Below are 25,464 nucleotides of genomic sequence, written 5' to 3'. Positions count from 1 at the left end.
AAGCTTGATTTCTTGGCTTTTCGGAAAAAAAGCTTGGAAAGCCTAAAAAACGGCACAAAAAATGAAAGCGCTAACACATTTCTTGATAATTGTGTGCCGGTCAAAAGAATTGACGCAAAAATATGTAAATGATATAATCCCCTCGAAATGTAAGGGATTTCCTCATTTTACAACGTTGATTTATAAAAGTGGCTTTTCTGAATACGCGTTACAGAAAGGTCGAAACACAGGAGGAAGAAAGAATTATGGTCGGAATCATTATTGCGAGCCATGGAGAATTCGCGAACGGGATCAAACAATCCGGCTCGATGATCTTCGGCGAACAGCCGAACGTCGTTGCCTGCACCTTGATGCCGCACGAAGGACCGGACGATATTCGTAAAAAGATGGAAGACGCGATCGCATCCTTCGAAGATCCGGAACAAGTATTGTTTCTGATTGATCTTTGGGGAGGAACACCGTTCAACCAGGCCAATGGACTGTTCGAAGGACACGAAAAGACTTGGGCGATCGTAACCGGGCTGAGCCTGCCTATGCTCATCGAGTCGTACGCGGCGCGCATGAGCATGGAAAGCGCGCAGGAAATCGCGACGCACGTTATGCAGGCGGCAAAAGACGGCGTGATGATCAAGCCGGAAAGCCTGGCACCGAAAGAGGAAAAAGCGGCGGCCGCTGCCCCGGCAGCGGGCGTGAAAGGCGGCGCCATTCCGGAAGGAACCGTTTTGGGAGACGGACATATCAAATTTGTTTTGGCCCGAATCGACACGCGTCTGCTTCACGGACAAGTCGCGACGACTTGGACAAAAACGACGCAGCCAAACCGCATCATCGTTGTTTCGGACGCTGTTGCCCATGACAAGCTGCGGAAGAAAATGATCGAACAGGCGGCGCCTCCGGGGGTTATCGCCAATGTCGTGCCAATTAAGAAAATGTGCGAAGTCGTACAGGATCCTCGCTTCGGGGATACGAAAGCGATGATTTTGTTCGAAACGCCGGAAGACGCGCTGCGCGCGATCGAGGGCGGCGTGGATATCAAAACGCTGAACCTTGGCTCGATGGCGCACTCGGAAGGAAAAGTCGTTGTCAATAAAGCGATCGCCATGGATAAGAAAGACGTGGAAACAATCGAGAAACTGCGTAAGCTCGGCGTGGACTTCGATGTCCGCAAAGTGCCTTCCGATTCGCCGGAAAACATTGACCACTTGCTGAAGAAAGCAAAAGAAGAATTGAAAACGAAATAACATAGGAGGAAACATTGAATGAATATCCTGACAATGATCCTGATCATCATCGTCGCGTTCCTCGCGGGTATGGGTGGTATCCTGGATGAGTTCCAGTTCCATCAGCCGCTGGTTGCGTGCACATTGATCGGGTTGGTAAGCGGACAACTCGAAGCGGGCGTCATCCTGGGCGGAACGCTTCAAATGATTGCCCTTGGCTGGGCGAATATCGGTGCGGCGGTCGCGCCGGATGCGGCGCTGGCTTCTGTTGCCAGTGCGATCATTCTCGTGTTGGGCGGACAAGGTGTCGGCGGTGTCGACACGGCGATCGCGGTTGCGATCCCTTTGGCTGTTGCCGGCTTGTTCCTGACGATGCTTGCCCGTACGCTGGCCGTTCCAATCGTTCACGTGATGGATCACGCGGCGGAAACGGCAGACTTCAAAAAAATCGAAGTTTGGCAGGTTATCGCGATTTGTATGCAAGGTCTTCGTATCGCGATTCCGGCTGCGTTCCTTCTGGTTATTCCGGCTGAAGTCGTGCAAAACTTCCTTCAGTCGATGCCGGACTGGCTGACAGACGGTATGTCGATTGGCGGCGGTATGGTCGTTGCGGTTGGTTACGCGATGGTTATCAACATGATGGCGACGCGCGAGGTTTGGCCTTTCTTCGCGATCGGTTTCTGCTTGGCGGCGATTTCCGAATTGACGCTGATGGCTCTTGGTGCGATCGGCGTGGCATTCGCCCTGATTTACTTGACGCTGTATGACCGCGGTTCGGCTGCGGCGGCATCGGGTGCCGGCGCGACTGGCGATCCGCTGGGCGACATTTTGAACGATTACGAATAGGAGGAACGAAACATGGCAGATAAAATCGTATTGACCAAAAAAGATCGGTTGTCCGTGGCATGGCGTTCCACTTTCCTTCAAGGTTCCTGGAACTATGAGCGGATGCAGAACGGCGGGTTCTGTTTCTCGATGATCCCGGCGATCCGCAAACTGTATTCAAATAAAGAGGACCAGGCGGCCGCTTTGAAGCGCCACCTCGAGTTCTTCAACACGCACCCTTACGTGGCGAGCCCGATCATCGGTGTTACGCTGGCGCTTGAGGAAGACCGCGCGAACGGAAGCGATGTCGACAACCAGACGATCAACGGTGTGAAAGTCGGCATGATGGGTCCTTTGGCCGGTGTCGGTGACCCGGTATTCTGGTTCACGGTTCGTCCAATGCTTGGCGCGCTGGGCGCTTCGCTGGCGATGTCCGGCAACGTGCTTGGACCAATCATCTTCTTCGTGGCATGGAACATTATCCGCTGGGCGTTCATGTGGTACACGCAGGAATTCGGCTATCAGGCTGGTATGAAGATTACCGACGACTTGTCGGGCGGTTTGCTTCAGAAAGTCACAAAAGGCGCTTCCATCCTGGGTATGTTCGTCCTCGGTTCGCTCGTTGAGCGCTGGGTAACGATCAACTTCAAACCGGTTATTTCGACGGTTCAGCTTTCGGACGGCGCGTTCATCGACTGGGCAACGCTTGATCCGGGCGTAGATGGCATTCGTGAAGCTTTGACGCAGCAAGGCCAGGGTCTGGCTTTGGATCCGTTCAAAGTCACCACACTTCAGGACAACTTGAACTCGCTGATTCCGGGACTGGTTCCGCTGCTGCTGACATTGTTCTGCATGTGGCTGTTGAAGAAGAACGTTTCACCGATCGTGATCATCATCGGATTGTTCATTATCGGTATTTTGGGACACGTGATTGGCTTACTGTAAAAACGGATTCGCACGAATTCAGCATGGCGAGGTGGAACGATGAGTGTCGGTGTTCAATCGAAAAATACAAAAGTCGATTTGGTCGAGAAGGCGACGTCTTTTCTAGGACTGGGTTCCTATGGAAAGATCATGGTTGGCGACCAAGCGTTCGAATACTACAATGACCGCAATCCAAAGGATTTTATTCAAATTCCGTGGGAGGAAGTGGATTATGTCGCCGCTTCTGTCTATAGAAAAGGAAAATGGATCCCGCGGTTCGCGATTTCCACGAAGCACAACGGAATGTACACATTCGCTTCGAAAGAACCGTTGAAAGTTTTGAAAGCGATAAAAAATTATGTTCCCGCGGATCGAATGTTGAAATCGTTGACGTTTTTCCAAGTCATTAAACGTGGATTGAAACGCAAAAACACAATACAAAAACAATAACGAAAAGGGTGAACGGCTTTTGGCCGGCGCCCTTTTTTACTTTTGGCGCGCTCGGCTTTTGGAAGGAGGGAAATCGGCGTTTTGCGCCTTGTAAAATTCCCAAATGGGGAGTGGCATGTCGGCTTGTTTTTGGTATAATGTTTTGAAAAGAAGGGAAAATCCAGTATGTTTCAAATGAATAACGCATTGCAGTGGATCGTCTCGATCGCGCTGGTGCTTTACGTAGGGTACAGCCTCGTAAAAAGCGGAAAGGAATATTCGCTGTATAAAAAAAATTCCAAGGCGTTTCTTGAAACGCACAAAGACGCGGTGGAATGCCGGTACGGGAAGTGGCAGTGCGCGCTTCTGGTCGTCATGACCGTCGCTTGTATCGCGATGGCGCTGCTGGCGCAGCATTTTACGGACGATATGGCGCAAATCTTGTTGTATCGGGTGGCGTATTTGTGTATCGCGATCGTGTTCGCCGGCTTGACTTTGGAAATGTGGATGCATCGAACGATCATTTTCAGCGAAGATGGATTTTTTATCGGCACCCAATACTACCGGTACCGGATGATTGTCACGCTTGAAAAGCGGAAAGGGATCGTGAAGAACATCAAAGTCTTGTTTCAGAATGGTGATGTGATCGAAGTGTCGCAGCGAATCGGGGAGGAAATCCGGGTTCGTTTCAACGAGTACAAGGTAAAGAAAAAAGAAAGAAAGGAAAAAAGGAGAAAGCACTAATGCTTTTTTTATCGGACGTGGACGGGACGCTGATCACATACGACCGTCGAATGGATGAAAGAGATATCGAGGCGATTCGTCGCTGGCAGGCGGATGGACACCAGTTTGGCTTGGTGACCGGACGGGATTTAACATATTGCAAAAATTTGCTGGGCGCGTTTGGAATCGTGCCGGACTGTTTGATCGCCAGCAACGGGGCCACGTTGTTTTGCCAGGGCCAAACCGTGGCGGTTTCCGTTTTGTCGTCCATAGAAGCGGCTTCCGTGATGAAGTCGCTCGCGAAGGAGCGGGATTTGATCGCGTTTGTGACGCTGGAAAACGGAAAGCATTACTTTCGGGCGGCTGACTTGCCGATAGCCAAACAAAAACAGGCGCATCTGGCGCATTTTTCCGAAACGGACGTCTTTGATTTGCTGGCAGCCGGACACGAGGTGCCAAAAATCAGCGTGTATGTGCCGGATATCCGGCAGACCGATTGTGTGCTGGCGCGGTTAAAAGAGCGGTTCGCGCCGCTCAGCGTGATGAAAACGTCGGTGGACTATGTCGAAATCACACAGCAAGGGTGCGACAAGGCGGCCGCGCTCCATCAGCTCATGGAGCGATTCGCCATCGAGCCGCATACGATCGCGTTCGCGGGCGACGGGGAAAACGACGTGCCGCTTTTCCGGGTCTTGGAGCGGACGTACGTGATGGCGCACGCGCATTCGTCGGTTCAGGCGCAGGCGGCTTATCGAATCCAAAGCGTCCGAGAAGCGCTGGAGCAGGAAAGAAGGGGAAACGATGTCTAGAAAAAGAAAAGCGGGACCGCGGGCGACTGCCGCCTCGATGGTTCTTGAAACGTTAAAAAAGCGCAACGCGCTGGATGACAAAACGGCAGTGCCGGTGGCGGCGTTCAAAGATTTGCCGCTCCATACGAAAACGTTGGCGTACACGATTGCCAATCTGGTCGAGGAAGGCGTCGTCGGGCAGACGAGTGACGAACGATACTACTATGACGATCTTGGATACAAGGCTTTGGAGGTCAAGTTTGTCAAAGGGTATTCCATGTTCGTGATCATTCCTATCGTCTTGCTGGTGCTCGTTTTACTCATTCAGCATTATTTTCACGTCTAAGACACTTCGGTGTCTTTTTTTTTGCGCGCGGGCAGTGGAGGAGGCGAAACGAGCTCAAAACGGGTACAATGGAATCAATAAAACACAAAAGGAGGCGTTTTATGTCAGTGGAAGCCGCGGACGCGTATGAAAAAGCGCGAAAACTTGCGAAAAGAGAAACCAGGGAAGGCGATACGCCGCCGGTCCTGGATGAAATACTGGATCCATCCGTTCCTTACGCGCAAGAACGGGTCGGACAAAAAGAAATTCCGCTTGATCAAATTGTCGGAATGAAAAATGAAGGAAGGGTCAGCGCGTTTGGAAAAGATTTTTTGCCGCTGCTCAAACCCGACAGCGAATTCGCGAACAAATGGATGCGTTTGTACGACGCGCAAATCGAGGAAGGGCTGCGCGATCCCATCCAGGTGTACGAATACATGCATCAATATTATGTGGAGGAAGGAAACAAGCGGGTTTCCGTCATGAAATATTTAGGAGGGAAAACGATTCTCGCTTCGATTACGCGGATCTTGCCTCCAAGGGACGAGTCGGAAAAATCCAAACAGTATTACGCGTACTTGGATTTCGCCCATACGCACAACATTGATTTTATCCACTTGAACGAGGCGGGCGGCTATGCGCGGCTGGCCCAGCTTTTAGGGCTGCCCAAAGACTACAAGCTCGATGCCGAACAGGAAAAGCAGCTCAAAAGCGAATACGCCTTGTTTGAGCGCGCTTTCCACGAGGTAAAGACGGAGGACATGCATTTGGATGTCGGGGACGCGTTTTTGCTGTATTTGGAAATTTACGATGTGGAAAACTTTTTGGAAAAAAGCGGATCGGAGCTGCTGGGGGAACTGCGCCAAATCGAGGACGACTTGCGCGCCTATCCAAACAAGCTGGAAACAAGGCTGGAAACCGCGTCGCTGGACCAGCAGCTGAAGCGGCGGCTTTTGGGCCGGCGGCAGCCGTTGAAGGCGGCGTTCATTTACTCCCGTTCGCCAGAAGACTCGTTTTGGACGAAGATGCATCACGACGGCCAGGTGTATGTGCAGGATTTGATGCCGTATGAAATCGAAACGAAAGGGTATTTCGAGGCGGATGATCTCGATCAGGAACTGGAACGGATCAAGGAAGCGATCGCCTGGGGCGCGGAAGTGATTTTCACGACGAGTCCGACGATGCTGCGCAGCAGCATCATGATGGCGGCCAAATACCCGAAACTCAAGATTTTGAATTGTTCTTTAAATACGCGGACCGGGCATTTGCGAACATACTACGCCCGGTTGTATGAACTGCAGTTTTTAAATGGAATGATCGCGGGAATTTTGTCGGACACCCACTCGATTGGCTATATCGCCGACTATCCGTTTTACGGCATGATTTCCAACATCAACGCGTTCGCGCTCGGGGCCCGGATGGTGGATCCGCAGGCGAAGGTGTACTTGGACTGGTCGACGACAAATCACGCGATGCTGGAAGGCGAAGAGATGGGAAACGCGGACTTGATGTACATTACGAGCCAGGAAATCAATCCGCTCATCCACTCGGCGAAGACGTATGGCTTATACGATGTGAAGTCGCAATCGTATATGCATCTGGCAAAACGCCAGTATTACTGGGGGGAGTTTTACAAGCAGCTGCTGACCAGCGTGCTGAATGGGTCGTTTAAGCAAGTGGAACGCCACGGCAGCGAGTCCATTTGCTACTGGTGGGGACTGAGCAATTTTATGATCGACCTCGTTTTGGCGGATACGTTGCCAAAACAGACGAAACGTCTGGTGGAGGTGATGAAAGAGCATATGGCAGAAGGCGAGTTTAACTTGTTTTCGACGGAAATGATTGACCAGCAAGGCGTGGTTCGCAACGAGGACGCGCACAACATGTCGCTTGATGATATCGCGGACATGGATTGGCTTTTGGACAACGTGGTGGGAACGATTCCGGATTTGGACGCGTTTTCCAAAGACGCCCGCAAGCTGATTAGCCGCTACGGCATTTACTCGCTGCGGGAGCAGTCCCATGACTAGCCTGCGGATCCTCGTCCTTTCCGATGAGCCTTGCAAACTGTTGTGGGAATATTACCGGCCGGAAACCTTCAAGGGAATCGACTTGATTATTTCGTGCGGCGATCTTCCCGCAGACTACTTGACGTTCATCGCGACGGTGTTTCGCGGTCCGGTCTTGTATGTCCACGGCAACCACGACGCAAAATACGATCAAAAGCCTCCGGAAGGCTGCATTTGCATTGAGGATGAAATATTTACGTACAAAGGCGTGCGAATTTTGGGACTGGGCGGCAGCCACAAATACAACGGGACCCGCTGGCAGTTTACGCAAAAGGAAATGACAAAACGGGTGCGCCGGCTTTGGTATCCGCTGTTCCGAAACAAGGGGTTTGACATTTTGGTGACGCACTCGCCGGCTTTTGGCGTCCAGGATGGCAAGGACTGGGCCCATCAAGGATTTCGCGTGTTTAACGAGTTGATTGAAAAGTACCAGCCCAAACTGTTTTTGTATGGGCATGTGCATTTGAACTATGGCGACCACGCGCGGGAATGCCGGATTGGAAACACCCTTTGCGTGAATGGATTTGAACGATATGTGATCGACTACAAGATGCCGCAGTGATTGTGGCGTCTTTTTTTGTTCGAAAGAGAAAGTGATGACAAATATCACTAGTGACTGGCGCGATCTTGTGGAATACTGGGGCTTGTAAAGAAAGCGAAGTGTCGTATAGGGGAATCCGCGTCCAAAATGCCTTGAAAGATTCCACATTGAATGTGGCATCTTTTTATATAGTGGTAAATGATATACCAAAATATATGGCAACGGATTGAACGGGGATGTGAATTTTGGGAGAAAAAAGTGTTCAAAAACCAATATTATGACATTTTATTTTGGAAAAATGATTCACAATATGGAGAAATATGGGAGAAAAACCAATAAAATGTCCAGAAAACGCTTGCATCTTAAATGGTATACCTATATACTGACCTTAGTAAACTTTATGGGAGGAACAGATTATGAAATATGTTGTGATGGTTAGCCATGGTGAGTTTGCTCCGGGACTTCATTCGGCTGTAAAAATGATGACCGGCGATCGCGATGACGTATTGTCCACCAGTTTAAAAGCGGATATGAGCGCGGATGAGTTCGCGGAAAACTTCCGGGAACTGGTGAAAGATTTGAAAGCCGGCGAGGATCAGGTGATTTTGCTTGCCGACATTTTGAGCGGTTCGCCATTCACTAACGCGTTGAGCGTTCTGGATGAAAAAGGAATGCTGGAGGATTCGCTGGTTATCGCGGGCATGAACATGCCGCTGGCGATTACGGCGGTTTTGATGAAGGACAACTTCGACGATTTGAGCTTGTTGAAAGACACGCTGCTTAGCGAAGGAAAAGCTGGTTTGACCGAGTTTGTCGTAAAGGGAAACGACGACGAGGACGACCTCTAAAAACGATTTTGACGCATAGCGTTGAATAAACACACAGACAAAACATTATAGGAGGACAGAAAAATGATTAGTTTTATGCGTGTTGACGACCGAATCATTCACGGTCAGATCATTACTCGTTGGTCCAAGGAATATCCTTGCGATGGAATCATTGCCGTTAACGACAAAGCGGCAACGACGCCGGTGCTTGCGCAGTCGTTTAAGGCAAGTACGGATAAAAAAGTGTTCGTCTGGACGAAAGACCACTTCAAGGAAGTACAGGAGAAAGTGCTGAACTCTCCAAAACGCTACTTCCTGATTACGAAAAATCCAGTGGACATGAAAGAGATTCTCGTGGATATGGGATTTGTGCCTAGCGATGTGAAACGTTTGATTATCGGTCCTTGCAACGATCGTCCGGGAGCGACGAAACTGGGACAGAACCAGAGTATCACGCAAGAGGAAGCGGATGCGCTGGAAGCCATCACGAACGCGGGCTACACGGTTGAATTCGCGTTGTTGAAGGAAACTTCGATTGGCGAATGGCCTAAATTCAGATCTAAATTCGGTTACTAAGGGTGAGAGCTTAGAACCGTGTTCAGATAAAAACAAGAGTTGAAAAAAGGAGAAGAGTTTTATGAGTTTATTTCAAGCTATTTTAATCGGTTTGGTATCTTGTACTGCTGCCTCCACAATCGCTTGTCTTGGTACGACGGTTGGTAACTATACGTTGAACCGACCACTCGTTGCCTCGATGATCGTCGGAATCATTCTTGGGGATGTTTCCGGATGTATCTTGATCGGTATTCCGATGCAGGTGATGTGGATCGCTCTGGTTACACCAGGCGGTACTGTTGCTTCCGACTTGCGTGCCGTTTCTTATATCGGTATTCCGCTGGCGTATGTAGGTGTCAAAGCTGCTGGTATCGACCCTGCAAGCGACGAGGCATTCCAGCTAGCAAGTTCGATTTCTGCGATGACAGGTACGATTGGTATCACGTTGTTCTATGGTACGGCCATGATGAACCTCATCTGGCAGCACATTGGTTGGGCAAGACTGGATAAAGGCGACTTCGAAATCGTTGGTAAAGTCGACACGTTGTTCCCTTTAATCTCTCACTTCTGCTTGTCTTTCCTGCCGGTTACATTGCTTTGCTACTTTGGTTCCGGCGCGGTTGAATCCGTATTTAAATCACTGGATGTTTCGGTATGGTACGTCAAAGCCCTGCTTTGCGTTGGTTCCGTTCTTCCTGCGGTAGGTATCGCGATCTTGTTGAAATCCGTTGTCAACAAAACAAGCGATTTGTTATTCTTCCTGCTTGGTTTCGTTTTGGCGGCAGCAATGCATTTGACACTGTTGGCTGCGACAGTTGTCGGTGGCGTATTCGCGCTGATCAACTACCAGATGACGATGATCAAAATCGAAGCCAGCAAAGGCGGCGCGGCTGTCATGATTGAAGAAGAGGAGGATATTTAATTATGAAAAAAATTTCTAAGAAAACATTAAATTCATCCTTCTGGCGCTGGTGGTATGGAAACCTGACGTGCTTCTCTCACGAGCACATGCAGACATTTGGCTACATGTGGGCGATGATTCCTATTTTGAAGGAATTGTACGACACGCATGACGAACAGTCGCAAAAACTGGAAACGTACTACGCGTTCTTTAATACAGAGCCACAGATCGGTTGTATCGTTGTCGGCGTTACGGCTGGTCTTGAAGAAGCTCGTGCGAATGGCGCCGAAGGTATCGACGATGAAATGATCAACGGTATTCGTGCCGGTTTGATGGGTCCTCTCGCTGGTATCGGTGACTCGCTGATCGTTGGTACATACATTCCTATTTTGCTGGGTATCGCGGTTGGTTTGGCTGAAGGCGGATCGGTTCTTGGTCCTATCTTCTATATCATTGTATGGAATGTCACTTCGACTTTGTTCCAGAAATTCGTATTCGACAAAGGATACTCGCTTGGTGGTTCGGCCGTTGAGCTTCTGGTTGGTGAAAAAGCGACTGCGTTCCGTGAATCCGTAATCGTTATGGGTCAGGTTATCGTTGGTGCGATGGCGGCTTCTTGGGTCAACATCACAACGCCGCTCCAGATCGCGACGAACTCGGAAGGCGAACCGGTTATGCTGCAAGCGAACCTCGATGGCGCGTTCCCGAAAATCCTTACAATGCTGTTTGTCGTATTCTGCTGGTGGTTGCAGGCTAAAAAAGGTATGTCGCCAATCAAGGTGCTCCTTTTGATGGCTTTGATCGCTTTCGTAGGATCGGTTGCTGGAATTTTAGGATAATTTATTGTCTGCTTGAAGTGAAGGCAGTTGTCTTCACTTCTTTTCTTATCTAGAAAGGGGATTTGGTATGAAACTATCCAAACGAGAACGGGAGGCGCTGGCAAACGCGATTGCGCAGGAAAACGATATGCTGAAACGAGTTGGCCATGTCGTGCGCAACAGCATCGTGGCGCTGGCCGTGTTCCTGTTGTTGTGCGTCTGGGGGTTTACGGGAATGAACGACGCGTTCCTGCCGAATATTTCGCCGGCCACGCGCACAGTGATTCGATGGATCGGCGTGATTGGTTCTGTGCTTTCGGGTGTGATGGTCGTCTTTAGCGTAACGGCGCGTCATAACGGGAAAAAGAATTTGCTCAAAAAGATCGACCGCTATCAAGGCCGGTCGTGATATCAGTATTTACATAATTTCACATGGTCGTTCCGCAAAGCGATCGCAAGAAGGGTGTATACTGCAAGTGAGCTGAAGCAAAAGGCTCATTTCATAATCAAATTCCCTTTCTTAAAACTTTCTTGAAAAAAAGGCTCTCGCTGGAGGGCCTTTTTTTCTGAAAGAACAAAGATCTAAAAAGGATGAAGCATCAGATGGTTAATCCGAGGTTTCATCCTTTTTGTTCGTATTTTATATTAAGCCAAGAAGCTTAGGCAGACCGAGAGAAAGCGCTGGAATAAACGTTACGGCCAGAAGAGCGAGAATTAAGACGATAAAGTAAGGAATCAATTTCGGGGTTACCTTTTCAATCGTTACATCGCCAATTCCACAACCTACAAATAAGACGGATCCGACTGGCGGTGTAATGTTTCCAAGACACATATTGAAAATAAGCATTACTCCAAATTGGATTTCACTCATTCCAAACGAAATCGCGATCGGTAAAAAGATTGGTGTAAAAATGAGGATGGCTGGCGTAATGTCCATAAACATCCCGACAATCAGTAATATAATATTCATCAGTAAGAAAATGATAAATCGGTTCTCTGTAAGCGAGAGCAAGCCATCTGATATCGCTTCAGGAATTCCAGCATAGGCCATAACGAATGACATGGCGCTGGATGCGGAAATAAGGAACAAAATGATACCGGATGTTTTCGCAGAGCGGCTTAAAATTTCTATGAAGCTTTTCCATGTGATTGTCTTGTAGATTAAAGACAAGATCAGACAATATAAAACCGCTACGCCAGCCCCTTCTGTGGCGGTAAATGCGCCACCAACAATTCCTCCAATCACAATAACGATCAACGCAAGAGAAGGAAGAGCTTCCCAGACAATTCGTAGGACATGCTGTGTGTGCGCTGCGGAATCCGCTTTCATTCCGGCTTTTTTCGCGAGAATAAAGGCGATAGCCATACAGCAGGCACCCATTAAAATTCCCGGAATATAACCTGCCATAAACAATGTAGAAATAGATACACCGCCGGCAACCGTTGAATAAACGATGAAGGCCGAAGTTGGCGGAATAAGAAGTCCGGTTGGCGCAGATGCGATATTCGCAGCCGCTGAATAGGCCGGATCGTACCCGTTTTCCTTTTCAATCGGCGCAATGCAGCCACCCATGGCGGATGCCGCAGCGACAGAAGACCCGGAAAGAGCTCCAAACAGCATATTTCCTAAAATATTGGCTTGGTTCCTAAAATATTGGCTTGGGCCATAGAACCGGGAATTTTTCCAACAAAAAGCTGGGCGAAATGAACAAGGCGGCGCGCGATGCCCCCATTGTTCATAATGTTTCCCGCCAAAATAAATAGAGGAACAGCGAGTAGAGAAAAGGACTCAACGCCTGCACACATTTTCTGCATTGTAATAAAAGTAACTTGATCCCAAGATAAAGAAGAGAGGGCGGTTACAATAGAGGATATTAAAATGCTAATGGAGATAGGAACGCCTGCCAAGAGTAAAATCCCAAATACCGCGAAAAGCAAAATTGTAATGAATGCAATACTCATACGTTCGATTCCTCCTTTTCATATTGAATCTTTTTTCCTGTAATATCTTCGTAAATATTAATGAGTTGCGCAAAAATAATAAACAATCCAGAAACCGGCGCGATTCCATAAACAAGACTTCTTGGGACTCCAAGCAGGGCGGAAAATTCCCGACTTGCGGAAAGAGCTAGCTTAAATCCACCAATCGTGATAACAAAGATGGCAAGCAATAAAATAAGAAGATCTATAGCGGTCAGTAAAATCTTTCGAGGCTTCTTTTTTAACTTATCTTTAAAAAGGCCTAATGCCATATGTTCCCGGGTGCTGAAAGCGTAGGCCGCTCCAATAAATCCAGTCCAAATTAAAGAGTAACGCACGAGTTCTTCAGTGAAAGCGACAGGGTTGTTAAACAAATAGCGTGAAAATACTTGTATTAAAACGAGTATAGTCATAAACGACAGCAATACCGTACAAAAGAAGCTCAGGAATTTATCCATTCCATATTTTATTTTTCCGAGTTTTCCCTGCATAAATTTATTTTTCCTTTCTTGCGGTTTCAATTACATCCAGCAGCGTTTTCACATCCGGATATTGTTCCGTGTACGATTCGATCATTGGCTCCGTTGCTTTTCGAAACGCGTCTTTATCCACATCATAAATAAATTCAACCCCCATGGATTCGGCTTCGTGAACTGCCTGCTCAATGGCGTCATTCCAAAGCGTCTTGTGGCTGTTCGTAGAATGGCGCGCGGCTTCCAAGATGATTTCCTGATCCTGTTTGCTGATGCGTGACCATACTTTCTCAGACATGATCATGACATCCGGAATCATCGCGTGTTCATCTACAGAAAAGAATTTACAAATCTCACCATGCTTTCCTGTGCTTAAAGCGGTTTCATTGTTTTCCGTTCCATCAATGATTCCGGTCTGCAATGCGGTGTAGACTTCTCCATACGACATTGCGACTGGCGTGCCGCCAAGATAGGACAACATATCGGTTTGTGATTTCATGTCCTGCACGCGGATTTTCAATCCTTTTAAATCGTCTGGTGTGCGAATCGGTTTGCCTTTCGTATAAAAAGAGCGAGCACCAGAAGTATAGTATGTTAATGTGACATATCCATCTTTGCCTGTCGATAAAAAGAAATCCTGCATGCCTTGGGAATCCATTACATCGTAGAAATCGACTGTATCCGTGAAGATATACGGAAGACCAAACACATTGTAAGCTTCCGTATAGGTCGCCAAACCAGGCGCAGAAACCTTCGTCATAGATAAAACACCGGCTTGCAGTTGTTCCATATTTTCGTTTTCAGAGCCAAGCTGGCCATTAGGATATATTTTTATTTCGATGCGGCCATCGGTTTTTTCCTTTACCTCTTCAGCGAATTCGGTCATAGCGATATGGACGGTGTGGGACTCGGAAAGTCCGTGCGCTAAAGAGAGAATCATTGGATTTTCCGGCGTTGCCTGACTGCTTTCGGATACGGAAGAAGTTCCGCATCCACAGAGCATAGTCGTTGAAAGCCCAAGGCAGACAAGTGTATTTAAAAATTTTCTTTTTTTCATAAGTATTTCCTTCTTTTTATTACATGCCGATCATGTCGAATTTTTCGAACGAAATGAGCACCTCGTGATCCGCTTTTGGATTGTTGTATTTAATCAAAACCGATTTTAATGATTGGCTATAATACCAACCGGTAGACGCTTCTTCAAATTTTTTGCGGTGAAGAAAATGAGGAAGCGTTTCCTGATCAAGCTGAATGTAAAACGGTGCCTGTTCATGGTGAATCACATCCAGCAGGATTTGTTCAACATCCGTTGGATAATTTCCTTCGTGATGAAACAAAATGCGTGTTTTTTCAGCCGCCTGTACATGAATCGTCGTCTTCAAATAGTTTCCTAAAAGATATTCGTTGGACTGCCCATCGTCTTCGTAAAGCGTAAACTGGGAGTCTACGTCAGGCGCCAAGAGAAGATGCAAAGAAGTCGTTTTTTCCTTCATTAAATTATGCAGACGATTTTCGCTCATAGGGATAATGGCTCCGCTTCGAACAAACAACGGAATGGAATCAAGCGTTACTTCTATATCGTATTGATTTCCGGACCGATACATCTTTCGGGTATAGAAATCATAAAAATTTTCTTTTGGGTTCTTCGCTTTTGGAAAATAAACAGTCCGCGTGGTTTGTCCTTTTTCCACAACGTTGGCAACCAGAAGATGATCGCCAAAAAAGAAATCAATGTCTTCGTCGTAAGTCGCAGGGTCTTCTTGAAACAAAGTGAATGTAGACTGCATAATTGGCAAACCGGTTTCATGCGCTCTTGCCATCAGGGAATATAAAAGCGGGCTTAACTGATAGCGAAGGGCAATCGCTTCTTGAATCGTCTTTTTTTGGTGGCTATACATCCATGGCTCGGTCACCGTGTTGTCCGTATTCACGGAATGAATCGAAAAGCGGGGCTGAAAAATTCCATTTTGAACCCAACGCACAAAGAGCTCCGGTTCCGGACTCGGCCCGTAAAATCCGCCAATGTCGCATCCGTGGTTGGCTACGCCGGACAACCCCATTCCTAAAATTGTGGCGATGTTATAGCGTAAAGAGTCCCAGCAGGTTAAATTGTCGCCAGCCCATACTTGCGCGTACCGTTGAATACCCGCATGTCCGGATCGGCAAACGGTAAACGGACGGCAGTCAGGGTCGTATTCCACAATCGCTTCATTTGAAAGCTGGCACATTAAATTGCTCATGATTGATTTGATTGTTCCGATTGTGTTTCCTGCGCCTTCAAAGTATACTTTGGCGTCTTTATCGGTAAGACTGTCATATTCGCAGTTGTCATTCCAAATCGAACGGCACCCATAGCGCAATAAGTTGTCTTTAATATAGTCTTTCCAGTGTTTTCTCGTCGTAGGATGGGTGAAATCGACAAACAAACCGGGACCGCCCCACCAAGTGCCGATGGCGCAATGATCCATTCCGGGGTTGTCTTTCGACGCTTCAATAAACATGCCTTTTTTCTTCATTTCCTCAAGCAAAGGGTGGACTAGCAGCATCCCTGGCTTAATATTTGGAGAAACGAGGACGCCGCGCTGCTGCATTTGATGGAACCACTGTTTAGGATCCTTGAAACGTTGGAAATTCCATGTAAACGAGCATCGTTTTACCCCCTCTTTTGTAGGAATTGCGCAATAGCCTGAAGAAAGTTGAAATCCATCCACTGGAATATTTTCCTCTTTAGTGGTGTCGATGAAATCGAGGATGGCATCGTCACAGTTTTCCTCCAGTTCAGGATAGTACATGGAACTTCCTAAATAGCCGAGCGCCGCTTTTGGAAGCATGGCGGATTTACCGGTCAAATCGGTATAACGCTCAAGAATATCAGTGATTTTAGGACCGGCAATGAGGAATAAATCAATATCGCCAGCGTCGGTTCTGTAGGTGGAGTACCGATGCCAGTAATTCCGCTTTTCCCGTCCCATATTGAAATCACACTCGGCCGTGTTGTGGTAAAAATAGCCAACGGCTTGTCCGTTGCACTTGTTTAAGCGAATATAAAAAGGAATATGCTTATACAATGAGTCGGTTTCTTTCGGGTTGTATCCCATGGCGTCGCCGGGTGCCATCGACATGAATTTTTCCGCTTTATTCAGAGAACCGGTTTTTTCTCCGAAACCATAAAATGAATCCGTTTCCTCAATTTGAGAGGAATGCAAGCGTCGTCCGTTTGCGTCCATTCGATAGGCCAGATCCGGAATATCTTTATGAATCAGTTGGCCATCTTGATCGCGAACCTCGATTATAAATGGATTTTTATGGATAAAAACTTTTAAGCGGTTTCCCTGAATCGTCGCGATTTCAGGACCATCGGTTAAAGCAGCCGGAGCAACATTTATTCTCTTTCGACATCCGGCAAAAAGAGAATCCGTTCTGGAATCCCAGGCGGTCATGACTAAAGAGTAGGAGGCCTCGTCCCATGTTTGGTCGAATCCGGCGCGAATTCGCAAAATATCATCGGTTAGAAACCAAAGACGGAGTTCCGCTCCGTTGGTTTGAATGGAAAAATAAGGATCGTTATAATAAACTTGTTTGACTTCTTGGCATATTTTCATAGTGAATTCCTTTCTGTATGCGCTTTCGTATGCGAACTTATTGTATGATTCCGCGTTTTTTATATCTTCGTGATTTGTGGCAAAAAAATGGTGATATGTGATATGCTGATGCGGTGAAAGGGGGATTTCTATGACTTTTTCAAAGAAAGAAGCAAACCGCATACCTCTTATCAAAGATTCTATTCTTACATCGCAACATGCGCGGGTTGATTTATATGGCGATAAAGTTAAAATAATAAAGTATCGAAATCAGGAAAATTCTTGCGCTGTCGTGCATTCTCATCCATACCGGGAATTGATTATTCCCCTTTCTGGAAGCAGTGTGCGTTATAGTGTGGGCGGCGCGGTATTTAATTTAGGTGTCGGTCAAATGATTATGCTTCCCGAAGAGATTTATCATTCAGCAAAATTTAACGTTATGATGGATTATTCGGAACGACTGGTTCTTCAAGTTGATCAGGAAAGCTGGAAAATCGCATCCAAGCTTTGTGATTTGCAAACGGCCTCCTGGCAAAATGAGATTTTGATTTTACAAGAATCGGCTGTTATGGATTGGAAGGTGAAAGAGCTGTTTGAGCGGATGGGACTTTCCAAAAAAATCAAGAACGATGGAGAGCAAATCGTTTTGTATTGTCATTTAATGGAGCTTGTCGTATTGCTTGACCAGGCGGTAAGTGTCAACGGAATTGGAAAAGCTTCGGAAAGCAGCCAGCTCGTCGCGCAGGCAACCGCCATCTTACAAGCGCGCTATACCGATCCGACTTTAACGATTTCTAAAATCGCATCCGATTGCTTTACAAGTCGAGAGCATTTATCGAGAGTGTTTAAAGCCTATACGCTCCAAAGCATTCATGAGTATTTGACGGAATTGCGAATGCAGCACTTCCGAGGAGGGCTTGGCGAAGGACAAACGATACTGGAAGCCTGCAATGCCAGCGGCTTTCCTGATTATTCAAGCTTTGTGAAATGCTTTCGAAAGCTGTATGGAATCACACCATCCGATTACAGAAAGCAGATTCGAAACGGAAGGGAGAGGCAGTCGACGATGTGAAGATTATTTGATTTTTATTGAGTTTACTTGGGTAAAATTTATTAAAAATCTTACTTGAGTAACGCAAAAGAACATATTTTCACATAATTGAAACACAATGTAGAGGGATGATTTCGATATAGTATAGACGAGCCAAAGATAAGGCTCACTTCATAATCAAATTCCCTTTCTTAAAACTTTCTTGGAAAAAGGATCCGTTGGGAGCCTTTTTTCTTTTTTTTGCGTTTGATTGGATGACTCAATCATGTAAGGTTTTTTTAACTATAGAATCTGATATAATGACAGATAGAAAGAAGCAGAGGTGGCGTATGATTCAAAACAAACTTCGGATCACAATGTATTCAAGTGCCGATAAAGTGGATGGGCAAGGGGTCGGCTCGGCTTATCGGGAGCAGGTGGACCTGCTTCGCCAGGAAGCGAGCGATTTGTTTACGATCTCAATCAACGACTGGTTCAAAAAAGCCGACATCAAACATTTTCACACGATTGATCCGGCGTTCATGATTCCAATGCTGGATAAAAAAACGGTAAAAGTCGCGTATTGTCATTTTCTGCCGGATACGGTAATCGACGGCAGTTTGAATATCCCTTCTGGTTTGCAGCCAATCACATCCCATTATATTATTAATTTTTACAAACTGGCGGATCGTCTGGTTGTCGTCAACCCGAGCTTTATTCCCGATCTGGTTCGCTACGGCATCCCGGAGGAAAAGATTTACTATATTCCGAACTATGTGTCCAAAGACACGTTTCATCCGCTTGGGCTGGAAGCCAGAAAGGCGGAACGAAAAAAATACGGAATCGCCGAAGACGCGTTTGTCGTCGTAGGCGCCGGACAGGTACAAACCCGCAAAGGGGTTCTGGATTTTTGCGAAGTCGCCAAACGCTGTCCCGATATGGAATTTGTATGGGCGGGTGGTTTTTCGTTCGGCATCATTACCGACGGGTATGAGGAATTAAAAAAAGTAATGGAAAATCCGCCGGCGAACGTGCATTTTATCGGAATCGTGGAACGAAATGAAATGGTCAACGTGTACAATATGGCGGACGTTCTGTTCGTGCCAAGCTACAACGAATTGTTCCCGATGACGATTTTAGAGGCCGTCAACTTGCATATTCCGCTCGTGCTGCGGGATCTTGACTTATACCGGGATATTTTGTTTGGGCATTATTTAGCCGCCAGCGACAACGACGGGTTTGTAGAAAAGCTGGAAGCGCTCAAAGCGGATCGCGCGCTATACGCTCAATACGAGCAGGAGAGCGCCCTCATCAGCAACTATTATTCCAAAGAGCACGTCGCGAAAATGTGGAAGGAATTTTATTTGGACGCTTACGCCCAAAAACAAAAAGAGCTGCGCACTTAAAAGAAAATAGAAAGAACGAATAATTATGAAAAAAACAAGCTACTTGTGGAATTTCGTTCTCATCGCCGTCATCACGATCGTCGCGCTGTGGTTCGCCCTGAAAGACAACTATCAGGAGGTCGTCCACGCGATCGGAAAACTCAACGGGTTTTCCTTGACGATCATCCTCGTGTGGGGGATTTTATATACCTGCGTCTGGGGTCTGGTGTACGTCGTGCTGGGAAGGAAATTCAAAAAAAACTACTCGGTTCTCAACGGGATCGTCGTTGCGTTTACCGGTACGTTTTTTTCCGGCATCACGCCTTCGGCCACGGGCGGACAATTCGGGCAAGCCTATATTTTAAAAAAACAGGGAATCGCGTACAGCGACGGCGCCTCCATTTTGTGGGCCGACTTCATCATTTACCAAACCACGATGATGGTCTACGTGACGATTCTTTTTTGTATGAAGTTTTTTTACTATTCCCATCAGTCCGCCTGGTTTACGCTGGTGCTGGCCGGTTATGTCGTTAATTTTGTCGTGATCTTCGGATTGTACACCATGGCGCTGTTTCCCAAAATCTATATCCATCTTTCCCAATGGATCGTGAAAGTGCTCAGCCGGCTGCGAATCCTGAAAAATCCCGAAAAGACGCTGGAATCGTGGACATTGCAGATGACGTCTTTCACATCGGAAATCAAAAAGCTCGCGGGCGATAAAAAAGCCATCGTCGAATGCATGCTGATCAACACAGTCCGGCTGACGATGCTGTACGCGCTGCCGTTTCTCATTGCCCGGCTGCTTGGCATCCATCTGGCGATGGACCAGCTGGTCGACGTCATCGCGCTCAGCTCCTTTGTGACCATGGCCAACAGCTTCATCCCGATTCCGGGCGCGAGCGGCGGAACGGAAATGATGTTTTCGATTCTTTTTTCACCAATCATGGGATCGTTAACGAGCGCGGTGCTGATTTTGTGGAGAGTGTCCACATATCATATTATATTGGTGGTCGGTGGGGTCATTTTCATGGTCGCGAAAGCGTACTACGACCGGCGGGACGCCATCGAAGGAAAGGAATGTGAAAAACCATGCGAATAGGAATATTTACCGATTCATATCTTCCGGATATTAACGGTGTGGTGACGAGTGTCGTGACGTTGAGAAAGGCGCTCGAGCAGCTCGGCCACACCGTCTTTATTATCTCTAACCATCAGGGCGCGAAAATCACGATGGACGCCGAGGAAAAAATTTTGCGGCTGCCCGGCGTGGAGCTGAAGCGGCTTTATGGATACACCATGAGCAGTCCAATCAACTTCGCCCACGACTACATCGAGGAAATGCGCCTCGATGTGATTCACACGCAGCAGGAGTTTGGCGTTTCGCTTTATGGACGGCAAGTCGCCCACGATTTGGGCATCCCGCAAGTGTACACGTATCATACGATGTACGCCGACTACACCCACTACATCAATCCGTTTGATTTCGACCGGGTGGATAAAGCGGGAAAATGGGTCGTGAAGAAATTCACCCGCCTTATGGGCAACAACGTGCAGGCCGTCATCGCGCCAAGTCAGAAAACCAAAGACGTGCTCGAAAGCTACGGGGTGCGCGCGCCCATTTATGTCGTACCAACCGGTCTGGATCTGGACGCCTTCAAGCCCGAACACATCGAAATGGACGATGCCCTTCAGCTACGCGCCTCCCTGGGCCTAAAGCCCGACGACCACGTTCTTGTTTTTGTCGGCCGGCTGGCCAAGGAAAAGGCGCTCGAGATGCCAATCCGGGCGGTAGCCGCCTCGCGCGACGAAAAGCTGCATCTTGTCGTGGTCGGATCGGGTACGGACGAAGAATATTTCCAGTCCATCGCCAAATCGTGCGACGCCCAGGACCGGGTACATTTTGTCGGCAAAGTTCCCCGGGATCACATTCCGTATTACTATGTCGCGTTTGACGGGTTCGTGTCCGCCTCGTTGTCGGAAACGCAAGGCCTCACGTACATCGAGGCGCTCGCCAGCGGTCTGCCCGTGTTCGGCCGCCGCGACGAAGTGCTGTACGACCTCGTGGAAGAAGGAAAGACCGGCTATTATTTTGACGACGAAGCCGAGCTTGTCAAAAAGATGGACACGTTTTTCGCGATGGGCGAAGCGGAGCGAAACGCGCAAAGCGCGGCGTGTATCGAGAAAAGCGAGCCATACTCAAAAGAGATATTCGGACGGAAGATCCTGGCGGTATACGAGCAAGCCATCGACGACTACAGCCATACGTTCGATGTGGAAAAAATCCGGATGAAAGACGATTTTGTCGAGTTGACCGTGGAACGGGAAAGCGATCCGGAACCCATTCGGCTTTTGGTGCCGCTGGACGATTTTTTTGAGTTGAAAATCGCGCTCCACACCAAGCTGGACGCGTATTTGATTACCGGTTATTTGGAAATGCAAGAGTTTTACCACGCGTACACGATCATAAAACGCAAGGTGCTTTCCAAAGATATGACCGCGTACGAGCTGCGGCAGTATTTGCGCCATCATTTCGATTTGGAAGAAGGCAAAATCGAGCAGCTTGTGCAGGAAATGAAAGAAAAACACTGGGTGGACGACAGAAAGTACGCGCTCGAGAAAAGCGCGTACTGGCACGAGATGGGAAATTCGAAAAAGAGCATCACCACCAAGTTGAAAAAAGTAGGCATTGCCTCGGACTTGATTGACGAGGCGCTCGTCGGCCTGGACGATTCGATTGAGCTGGCGAACGCGAAAGCGCTGGCCGAACGCGTCAAGCACACGTTTAAAATGCAGTCATCGCGTTTGAAGCGCAAAAACGTCATCCATAAACTAGTGATGAAAGGCTATTCCGTCGATATCGCGAACACCGCGATCGACGAAATCGACATGGAGCAAGACGACGAGCAGGCGTGCCGCAACGCGCTCAAAAAAGCGATGCGGCTCTATTCGGCGTTGGAAGATGAAAAAAGAGTGCTCAAGGTTCGGCAGTACTGTTTACGCAAAGGATTTTCTAGCGGCCAGATCGACGAGCAGTTGGAGGAAATGAGTGACCAATTTGAAGATTAAAGAAATTCATGAAGAAGGAAAAGTCAGCGTGAAGGCGCTGATCACAAAATGCGACCGGGGACGCACGAACAAAAACACCCCGTATTTGTCGCTGACGCTCGAAGACAGAACCGGCGTGCTGGACGCCAAGTTTTGGAATTTGACCGATGAAATGGTGGCGATGTACCACGTCGGCATGGTTGTCGAAGCGCAAGGCGAGATCATCTTTCATAAAAACGCGGCCCAGCTTCGGCTGCGGAAACTGACAGAAGACAAGGACGCGGATTTGTTCGACTACGTGCGCGAGGCGCCAATGACCAAAGCGGAAATGAAAGCGGAAGTCGACAGTATGCTGGACGCGATGAAAGATCCCGTCATCCGGGACGTGACAAGAGAAGTGATTCAGGCAAGCGAGGAGAAGTTTTACACGTATCCGGCCGCGACGCGCAACCACCACAATTTTGTTGGAGGACTGGCCTACCACACGATTTGCATGGCACGGCTGGCGAAAGCGGTCAAGGCGCTGTATCCCTGGCTGGACGAGGATTTGCTGTGCGCGGGCATTTTGCTGCACGACCTGGGAAAAGTCGAAGAGCTGTCTTCGCCAATGCTGGCGGAATACACGAGCGAAGGAAACCTGCTTGGGCACATCAGCATCGCGGCGGCCATGATCGACCGCGTCGCTTTGGCGCTGGATCTGGAACGAGACGAGCGGGTCGTTTTGCTGAAGCACATGGTGCTGAGCCACCATGGAAAAATGGAGTATGGCTCGCCGGTGCTGCCGATGATTCCGGAAGCGGAAGTGCTCACGCTTCTGGACAATCTGGACTCACGGATGGTCATGATGAAGCAAAGCATCGACGCGACGCAGCCCGGAACGTTTGGTCCGCGGATGTTCGCGCTGGACAACCGGATGATTTATCATCGGAAGGAGGAAGAACGATGAAAGTAGGTTTCGTTTCGCTTGGATGCTGCAAAAACCTTGTGGATTCCGAGCAAATTATGGGCGTGCTTCAGGAAAACGGACATCAAATCGTCGCGGATCCCAAACAAGCGGATGCCATCGTCGTCAACACGTGCGGATTTATTGAATCCGCGAAAGAGGAGTCCATCCAGACGATTTTTGAAATGTCGAAATACACGGACAAGCTAATTGTGTGCGGCTGTCTGGCGCAGCGCTATGAAGACGAGCTGCGCGAGCAAATCCCGGAAATCGACGCCATCATCCCGCTCAAGGATTACGGACATATCGCCAGCATCCTGCAAGACGTTTTAGGTGATGCCGGGCTGGGAAGCTTCGCGAAAAGCGAGCGCCCGCTTTCGGGCAATCCGTGGAGCGCCTATGTCAAAATCAGCGACGGTTGTTCGAACCATTGCACGTATTGCGCAATACCTTTGATTCGAGGAGATCAAAAGAGTAAAGTAATAGAAGAAGTACTGGCGGAAGTCCGTCATTTGGCAAAAATCGGCGTAAAGGAAGTCACGCTGATCGCGCAGGACACGACGAAGTACGGACTCGACAATTACGGCCGGCTGATGCTCGCCGAGCTGCTTAGACAAGTGGATGAAATCGAAGGCATTCACTGGATCCGGGTGCTGTACATGTATCCGGATGAAATCGAGGACGCGGTGCTGGATGTTATGGCGTCGTCGAAAAAGATTCTGCCGTATTTTGATATTCCGATGCAGCACGCCAACGACCGGCTGTTAAAGAAAATGAACCGGCGCGGCACGAAACAGGACGTGATCGACCTGGTTGGAAAGATCCGTTCGATGTTTCCGGACGCGACGTTGCGCACGACCGCTATTGTCGGTTTCCCGGGCGAAACAGAGGAGGATTTCGAGGAGCTTCTCGCGTTCATTCAGGAAATCGAATGGGACCGCATGGGGGCGTTCACGTATTCGAAAGAGGAGGACACGCCCGCGTACGACATGCCCGACGAGGTGGACGAGGACGTGGCGCAAGCGCGCCTGACGCGGCTGATGGAGGCGCAGAAGGCGATTTCGAAAAAGAAGAACGAGGAAAAGATAGGGAAAGTGATCGAAGTGCTGGTCGAAGAAAAAGAAGGCTTGAAAAACCAGTACCGGGGCCGAAGCGCGGCGGACGCGCCGGACGAAGTCGACGGACAAGTCATTATTCAAACTTCGAAACAGCTTGAAATCGGCGATTTCGCACGCGTGAAAATCACGGGCGCGACCGCATACGATGTGGTGGGCGAATTGTTCGAAGAGTAATCGTCTTCCACGCGAAACAAAGGAGGACTTTCTATGAAAAAAAATGAAATCATGGCGCGGCTGACAGCAGCCATCGGCGGCAGCGAAGCCGGCGACGCGGTATTGAAAGAAGTGTTCGCAGACGGGGAAACGTTTTCGAAAGAAGACCTGGAAATGAAGCTGAAGGCATTGAACGCGTTAAGCGAGCAATACCAGAAGGACGGCGATGAGACGATGCTGGATTTGACAAACCAAAAGATCGAAGTGGTTCAAAAAGCCATTGACCTTTTATAGGAGCAAGCCATGTACGATACAACGTCACTACAACAATTTACCGCTTTGGAACCAATCGTGTTCGAAAACAGCACAGTGCTGTTCCTCGTTTCCATGCCGAGCGTGAAGAGCGAGGAACACAAAATGTACTTTGGCGATCCGGCCAACCATTTTTGGCCTGTGCTGGGCGCCATTTACAACATGCCATACGCCTCCGACGAGGAAAAACTGGCGATTTGCCAGACGCATGGCATTGCGATCTGGTCGGTCGTGAAGTCCTGCCTGCGTCACATGTCGCGGGAAGACACGATGCGCGATATCGTGCTGAACGATATCAACGGCTTTTTGCAGGCGCATCCGTCCATTCAAAAAATCATTTGCGTTTCCCATGGCGCTCAACGGCTTTTGAACGAATCCAACTTCATGGAAAACATTCCGGTCGAGTATGTGCCATCGCCATCCGGCGCGGATTTGGACTACGAAAGTGTGGACCGGCTCGCGCCGCGTTACAAGGAAGCGCTTGAAAACGAATAAAAAA

At 48.4% G+C, this 25,464-nt stretch carries 27 protein-coding genes; 22 read left to right on the top strand and 5 right to left on the bottom strand.

Going from position 1 to position 25,464, the window contains the following annotated elements; translation table 11 throughout:
• The first annotated feature begins 245 nt into the window (after positions 1 to 245).
• The 14 genes from E5336_RS00420 to E5336_RS00355 all read left to right on the top strand — a co-directional run bounded on the left by E5336_RS00420 (position 246) and on the right by E5336_RS00355 (position 11,354).
• Complete coding sequence (locus E5336_RS00420; protein WP_135979116.1) at positions 246 to 1,241, top strand: PTS sugar transporter subunit IIB; 996 nt, start codon at positions 246 to 248, stop codon at positions 1,239 to 1,241.
• Positions 1,242 to 1,259: 18 nt separating this feature from the next.
• Positions 1,260 to 2,066, top strand: coding sequence for a PTS mannose/fructose/sorbose transporter subunit IIC (locus E5336_RS00415; RefSeq protein WP_135979115.1), 807 nt, complete (start codon positions 1,260 to 1,262; stop codon positions 2,064 to 2,066).
• A gap of 12 nt (positions 2,067 to 2,078) precedes the next feature.
• The gene (locus E5336_RS00410) at positions 2,079 to 2,990 is read left to right on the top strand and encodes a PTS system mannose/fructose/sorbose family transporter subunit IID (RefSeq protein WP_135979114.1); all 912 of its coding nucleotides are present in this window, start codon (positions 2,079 to 2,081) and stop codon (positions 2,988 to 2,990) included.
• 39 nt (positions 2,991 to 3,029) lie between these two features.
• Positions 3,030 to 3,419, top strand: coding sequence for a DUF956 family protein (locus tag E5336_RS00405; RefSeq protein WP_135979113.1), 390 nt, complete (start codon positions 3,030 to 3,032; stop codon positions 3,417 to 3,419).
• 165 nt (positions 3,420 to 3,584) lie between these two features.
• The gene (locus E5336_RS00400) at positions 3,585 to 4,142 is read left to right on the top strand and encodes a hypothetical protein (RefSeq protein WP_135979112.1); all 558 of its coding nucleotides are present in this window, start codon (positions 3,585 to 3,587) and stop codon (positions 4,140 to 4,142) included.
• On the top strand, positions 4,142 to 4,930 hold the full coding sequence (locus E5336_RS00395; protein ID WP_135979111.1) for an HAD-IIB family hydrolase: 789 nt from the start codon (positions 4,142 to 4,144) through the stop codon (positions 4,928 to 4,930). Before E5336_RS00400 ends, E5336_RS00395 begins: the two co-directional genes overlap by 1 nt.
• Positions 4,923 to 5,255, top strand: coding sequence for a hypothetical protein (locus tag E5336_RS00390; RefSeq protein WP_135979110.1), 333 nt, complete (start codon positions 4,923 to 4,925; stop codon positions 5,253 to 5,255). The genes E5336_RS00395 and E5336_RS00390 overlap by 8 nt, the downstream gene beginning before the upstream one ends.
• Before the next feature lie 101 nt (positions 5,256 to 5,356).
• Positions 5,357 to 7,264, top strand: coding sequence for a BMP family ABC transporter substrate-binding protein (locus tag E5336_RS00385; RefSeq protein WP_168353480.1), 1,908 nt, complete (start codon positions 5,357 to 5,359; stop codon positions 7,262 to 7,264).
• Positions 7,257 to 7,865, top strand: a complete 609-nt coding sequence (locus tag E5336_RS00380; RefSeq protein WP_277820713.1) for a metallophosphoesterase family protein — start codon at positions 7,257 to 7,259, stop codon at positions 7,863 to 7,865. Before E5336_RS00385 ends, E5336_RS00380 begins: the two co-directional genes overlap by 8 nt.
• Before the next feature lie 395 nt (positions 7,866 to 8,260).
• Entirely contained in the window at positions 8,261 to 8,692 is a 432-nt protein-coding gene (locus tag E5336_RS00375) for a PTS sugar transporter subunit IIA (protein WP_135979108.1), read from the top strand.
• A gap of 63 nt (positions 8,693 to 8,755) precedes the next feature.
• On the top strand, positions 8,756 to 9,247 hold the full coding sequence (locus tag E5336_RS00370) for a PTS sugar transporter subunit IIB (protein WP_135979107.1): 492 nt from the start codon (positions 8,756 to 8,758) through the stop codon (positions 9,245 to 9,247).
• Between the two features lie 61 nt (positions 9,248 to 9,308).
• On the top strand, positions 9,309 to 10,148 hold the full coding sequence (locus tag E5336_RS00365) for a PTS sugar transporter subunit IIC (protein WP_135979106.1): 840 nt from the start codon (positions 9,309 to 9,311) through the stop codon (positions 10,146 to 10,148).
• Positions 10,149 to 10,150: 2 nt separating this feature from the next.
• Entirely contained in the window at positions 10,151 to 10,966 is an 816-nt protein-coding gene (locus tag E5336_RS00360; protein ID WP_135979105.1) for a PTS system mannose/fructose/sorbose family transporter subunit IID, read from the top strand.
• A 67-nt stretch (positions 10,967 to 11,033) separates the two neighbouring features.
• The gene (locus E5336_RS00355; protein ID WP_135979104.1) at positions 11,034 to 11,354 is read left to right on the top strand and encodes a hypothetical protein; all 321 of its coding nucleotides are present in this window, start codon (positions 11,034 to 11,036) and stop codon (positions 11,352 to 11,354) included.
• Between the two features lie 231 nt (positions 11,355 to 11,585).
• Here the strand turns inward: E5336_RS00355 and E5336_RS00350 are convergent, their stop codons facing one another.
• The 5 genes from E5336_RS00350 to E5336_RS00335 are packed head-to-tail and all read right to left on the bottom strand — an operon-like array spanning position 11,586 to position 17,162.
• Entirely contained in the window at positions 11,586 to 12,566 is a 981-nt protein-coding gene (locus E5336_RS00350) for a TRAP transporter large permease (RefSeq protein WP_277820712.1), read from the bottom strand.
• Positions 12,567 to 12,571: 5 nt separating this feature from the next.
• On the bottom strand, positions 12,572 to 12,907 hold the full coding sequence (locus tag E5336_RS12510) for a TRAP transporter large permease subunit (protein WP_277820711.1): 336 nt from the start codon (positions 12,905 to 12,907) through the stop codon (positions 12,572 to 12,574).
• Entirely contained in the window at positions 12,904 to 13,416 is a 513-nt protein-coding gene (locus tag E5336_RS00345) for a TRAP transporter small permease (protein ID WP_135979103.1), read from the bottom strand. The genes E5336_RS12510 and E5336_RS00345 overlap by 4 nt, the downstream gene beginning before the upstream one ends.
• 4 nt (positions 13,417 to 13,420) lie before the next feature.
• A complete protein-coding gene (locus E5336_RS00340; protein ID WP_135979102.1) occupies positions 13,421 to 14,455 on the bottom strand; it encodes a TRAP transporter substrate-binding protein in 1,035 nt (344 codons plus the stop codon).
• 19 nt (positions 14,456 to 14,474) lie between these two features.
• A complete protein-coding gene (locus E5336_RS00335; protein ID WP_277820710.1) occupies positions 14,475 to 17,162 on the bottom strand; it encodes a glycoside hydrolase family 31 protein in 2,688 nt (895 codons plus the stop codon).
• Between E5336_RS00335 and E5336_RS00330 the strand changes: the two genes are divergently transcribed.
• The 8 genes from E5336_RS00330 to E5336_RS00295 all read left to right on the top strand — a co-directional run bounded on the left by E5336_RS00330 (position 17,131) and on the right by E5336_RS00295 (position 25,460).
• Positions 17,131 to 18,051, top strand: coding sequence for a helix-turn-helix domain-containing protein (locus E5336_RS00330; RefSeq protein ID WP_135979101.1), 921 nt, complete (start codon positions 17,131 to 17,133; stop codon positions 18,049 to 18,051). The genes E5336_RS00335 and E5336_RS00330 overlap by 32 nt on opposite strands.
• A 308-nt stretch (positions 18,052 to 18,359) precedes the next feature.
• Positions 18,360 to 19,415 (top strand): glycosyltransferase family 4 protein, encoded by a 1,056-nt coding sequence (locus E5336_RS00325; protein ID WP_277820709.1) that lies wholly within the window; start codon positions 18,360 to 18,362, stop codon positions 19,413 to 19,415.
• A 25-nt stretch (positions 19,416 to 19,440) separates the two neighbouring features.
• Positions 19,441 to 20,493, top strand: coding sequence for a lysylphosphatidylglycerol synthase transmembrane domain-containing protein (locus E5336_RS00320; protein ID WP_135979100.1), 1,053 nt, complete (start codon positions 19,441 to 19,443; stop codon positions 20,491 to 20,493).
• The gene (locus tag E5336_RS00315; protein ID WP_135979099.1) at positions 20,484 to 22,460 is read left to right on the top strand and encodes a glycosyltransferase; all 1,977 of its coding nucleotides are present in this window, start codon (positions 20,484 to 20,486) and stop codon (positions 22,458 to 22,460) included. Before E5336_RS00320 ends, E5336_RS00315 begins: the two co-directional genes overlap by 10 nt.
• Positions 22,450 to 23,385: a 3'-5' exoribonuclease YhaM family protein gene (locus tag E5336_RS00310; RefSeq protein ID WP_135979098.1), complete on the top strand. Its 936-nt coding sequence runs from the start codon at positions 22,450 to 22,452 to the stop codon at positions 23,383 to 23,385. Before E5336_RS00315 ends, E5336_RS00310 begins: the two co-directional genes overlap by 11 nt.
• A complete protein-coding gene (rimO, locus tag E5336_RS00305; RefSeq protein ID WP_135979097.1) occupies positions 23,382 to 24,674 on the top strand; it encodes a 30S ribosomal protein S12 methylthiotransferase RimO in 1,293 nt (430 codons plus the stop codon). The genes E5336_RS00310 and rimO overlap by 4 nt, the downstream gene beginning before the upstream one ends.
• Positions 24,675 to 24,707: 33 nt before the next feature.
• Complete coding sequence (locus E5336_RS00300; protein ID WP_135979096.1) at positions 24,708 to 24,947, top strand: hypothetical protein; 240 nt, start codon at positions 24,708 to 24,710, stop codon at positions 24,945 to 24,947.
• Between the two features lie 9 nt (positions 24,948 to 24,956).
• On the top strand, positions 24,957 to 25,460 hold the full coding sequence (locus tag E5336_RS00295; protein ID WP_135979095.1) for a DNA-deoxyinosine glycosylase: 504 nt from the start codon (positions 24,957 to 24,959) through the stop codon (positions 25,458 to 25,460).
• Positions 25,461 to 25,464 lie beyond the last annotated feature (4 nt).

It is taken from the genome of Dubosiella muris (assembly GCF_004793885.1).
Classification (GTDB): domain Bacteria; phylum Bacillota_I; class Bacilli_A; order Erysipelotrichales; family Erysipelotrichaceae; genus Dubosiella; species Dubosiella muris.
Note: the sequence above shows the minus strand (reverse complement) of the source record. Positions and strands in the feature narration are given on the sequence as shown.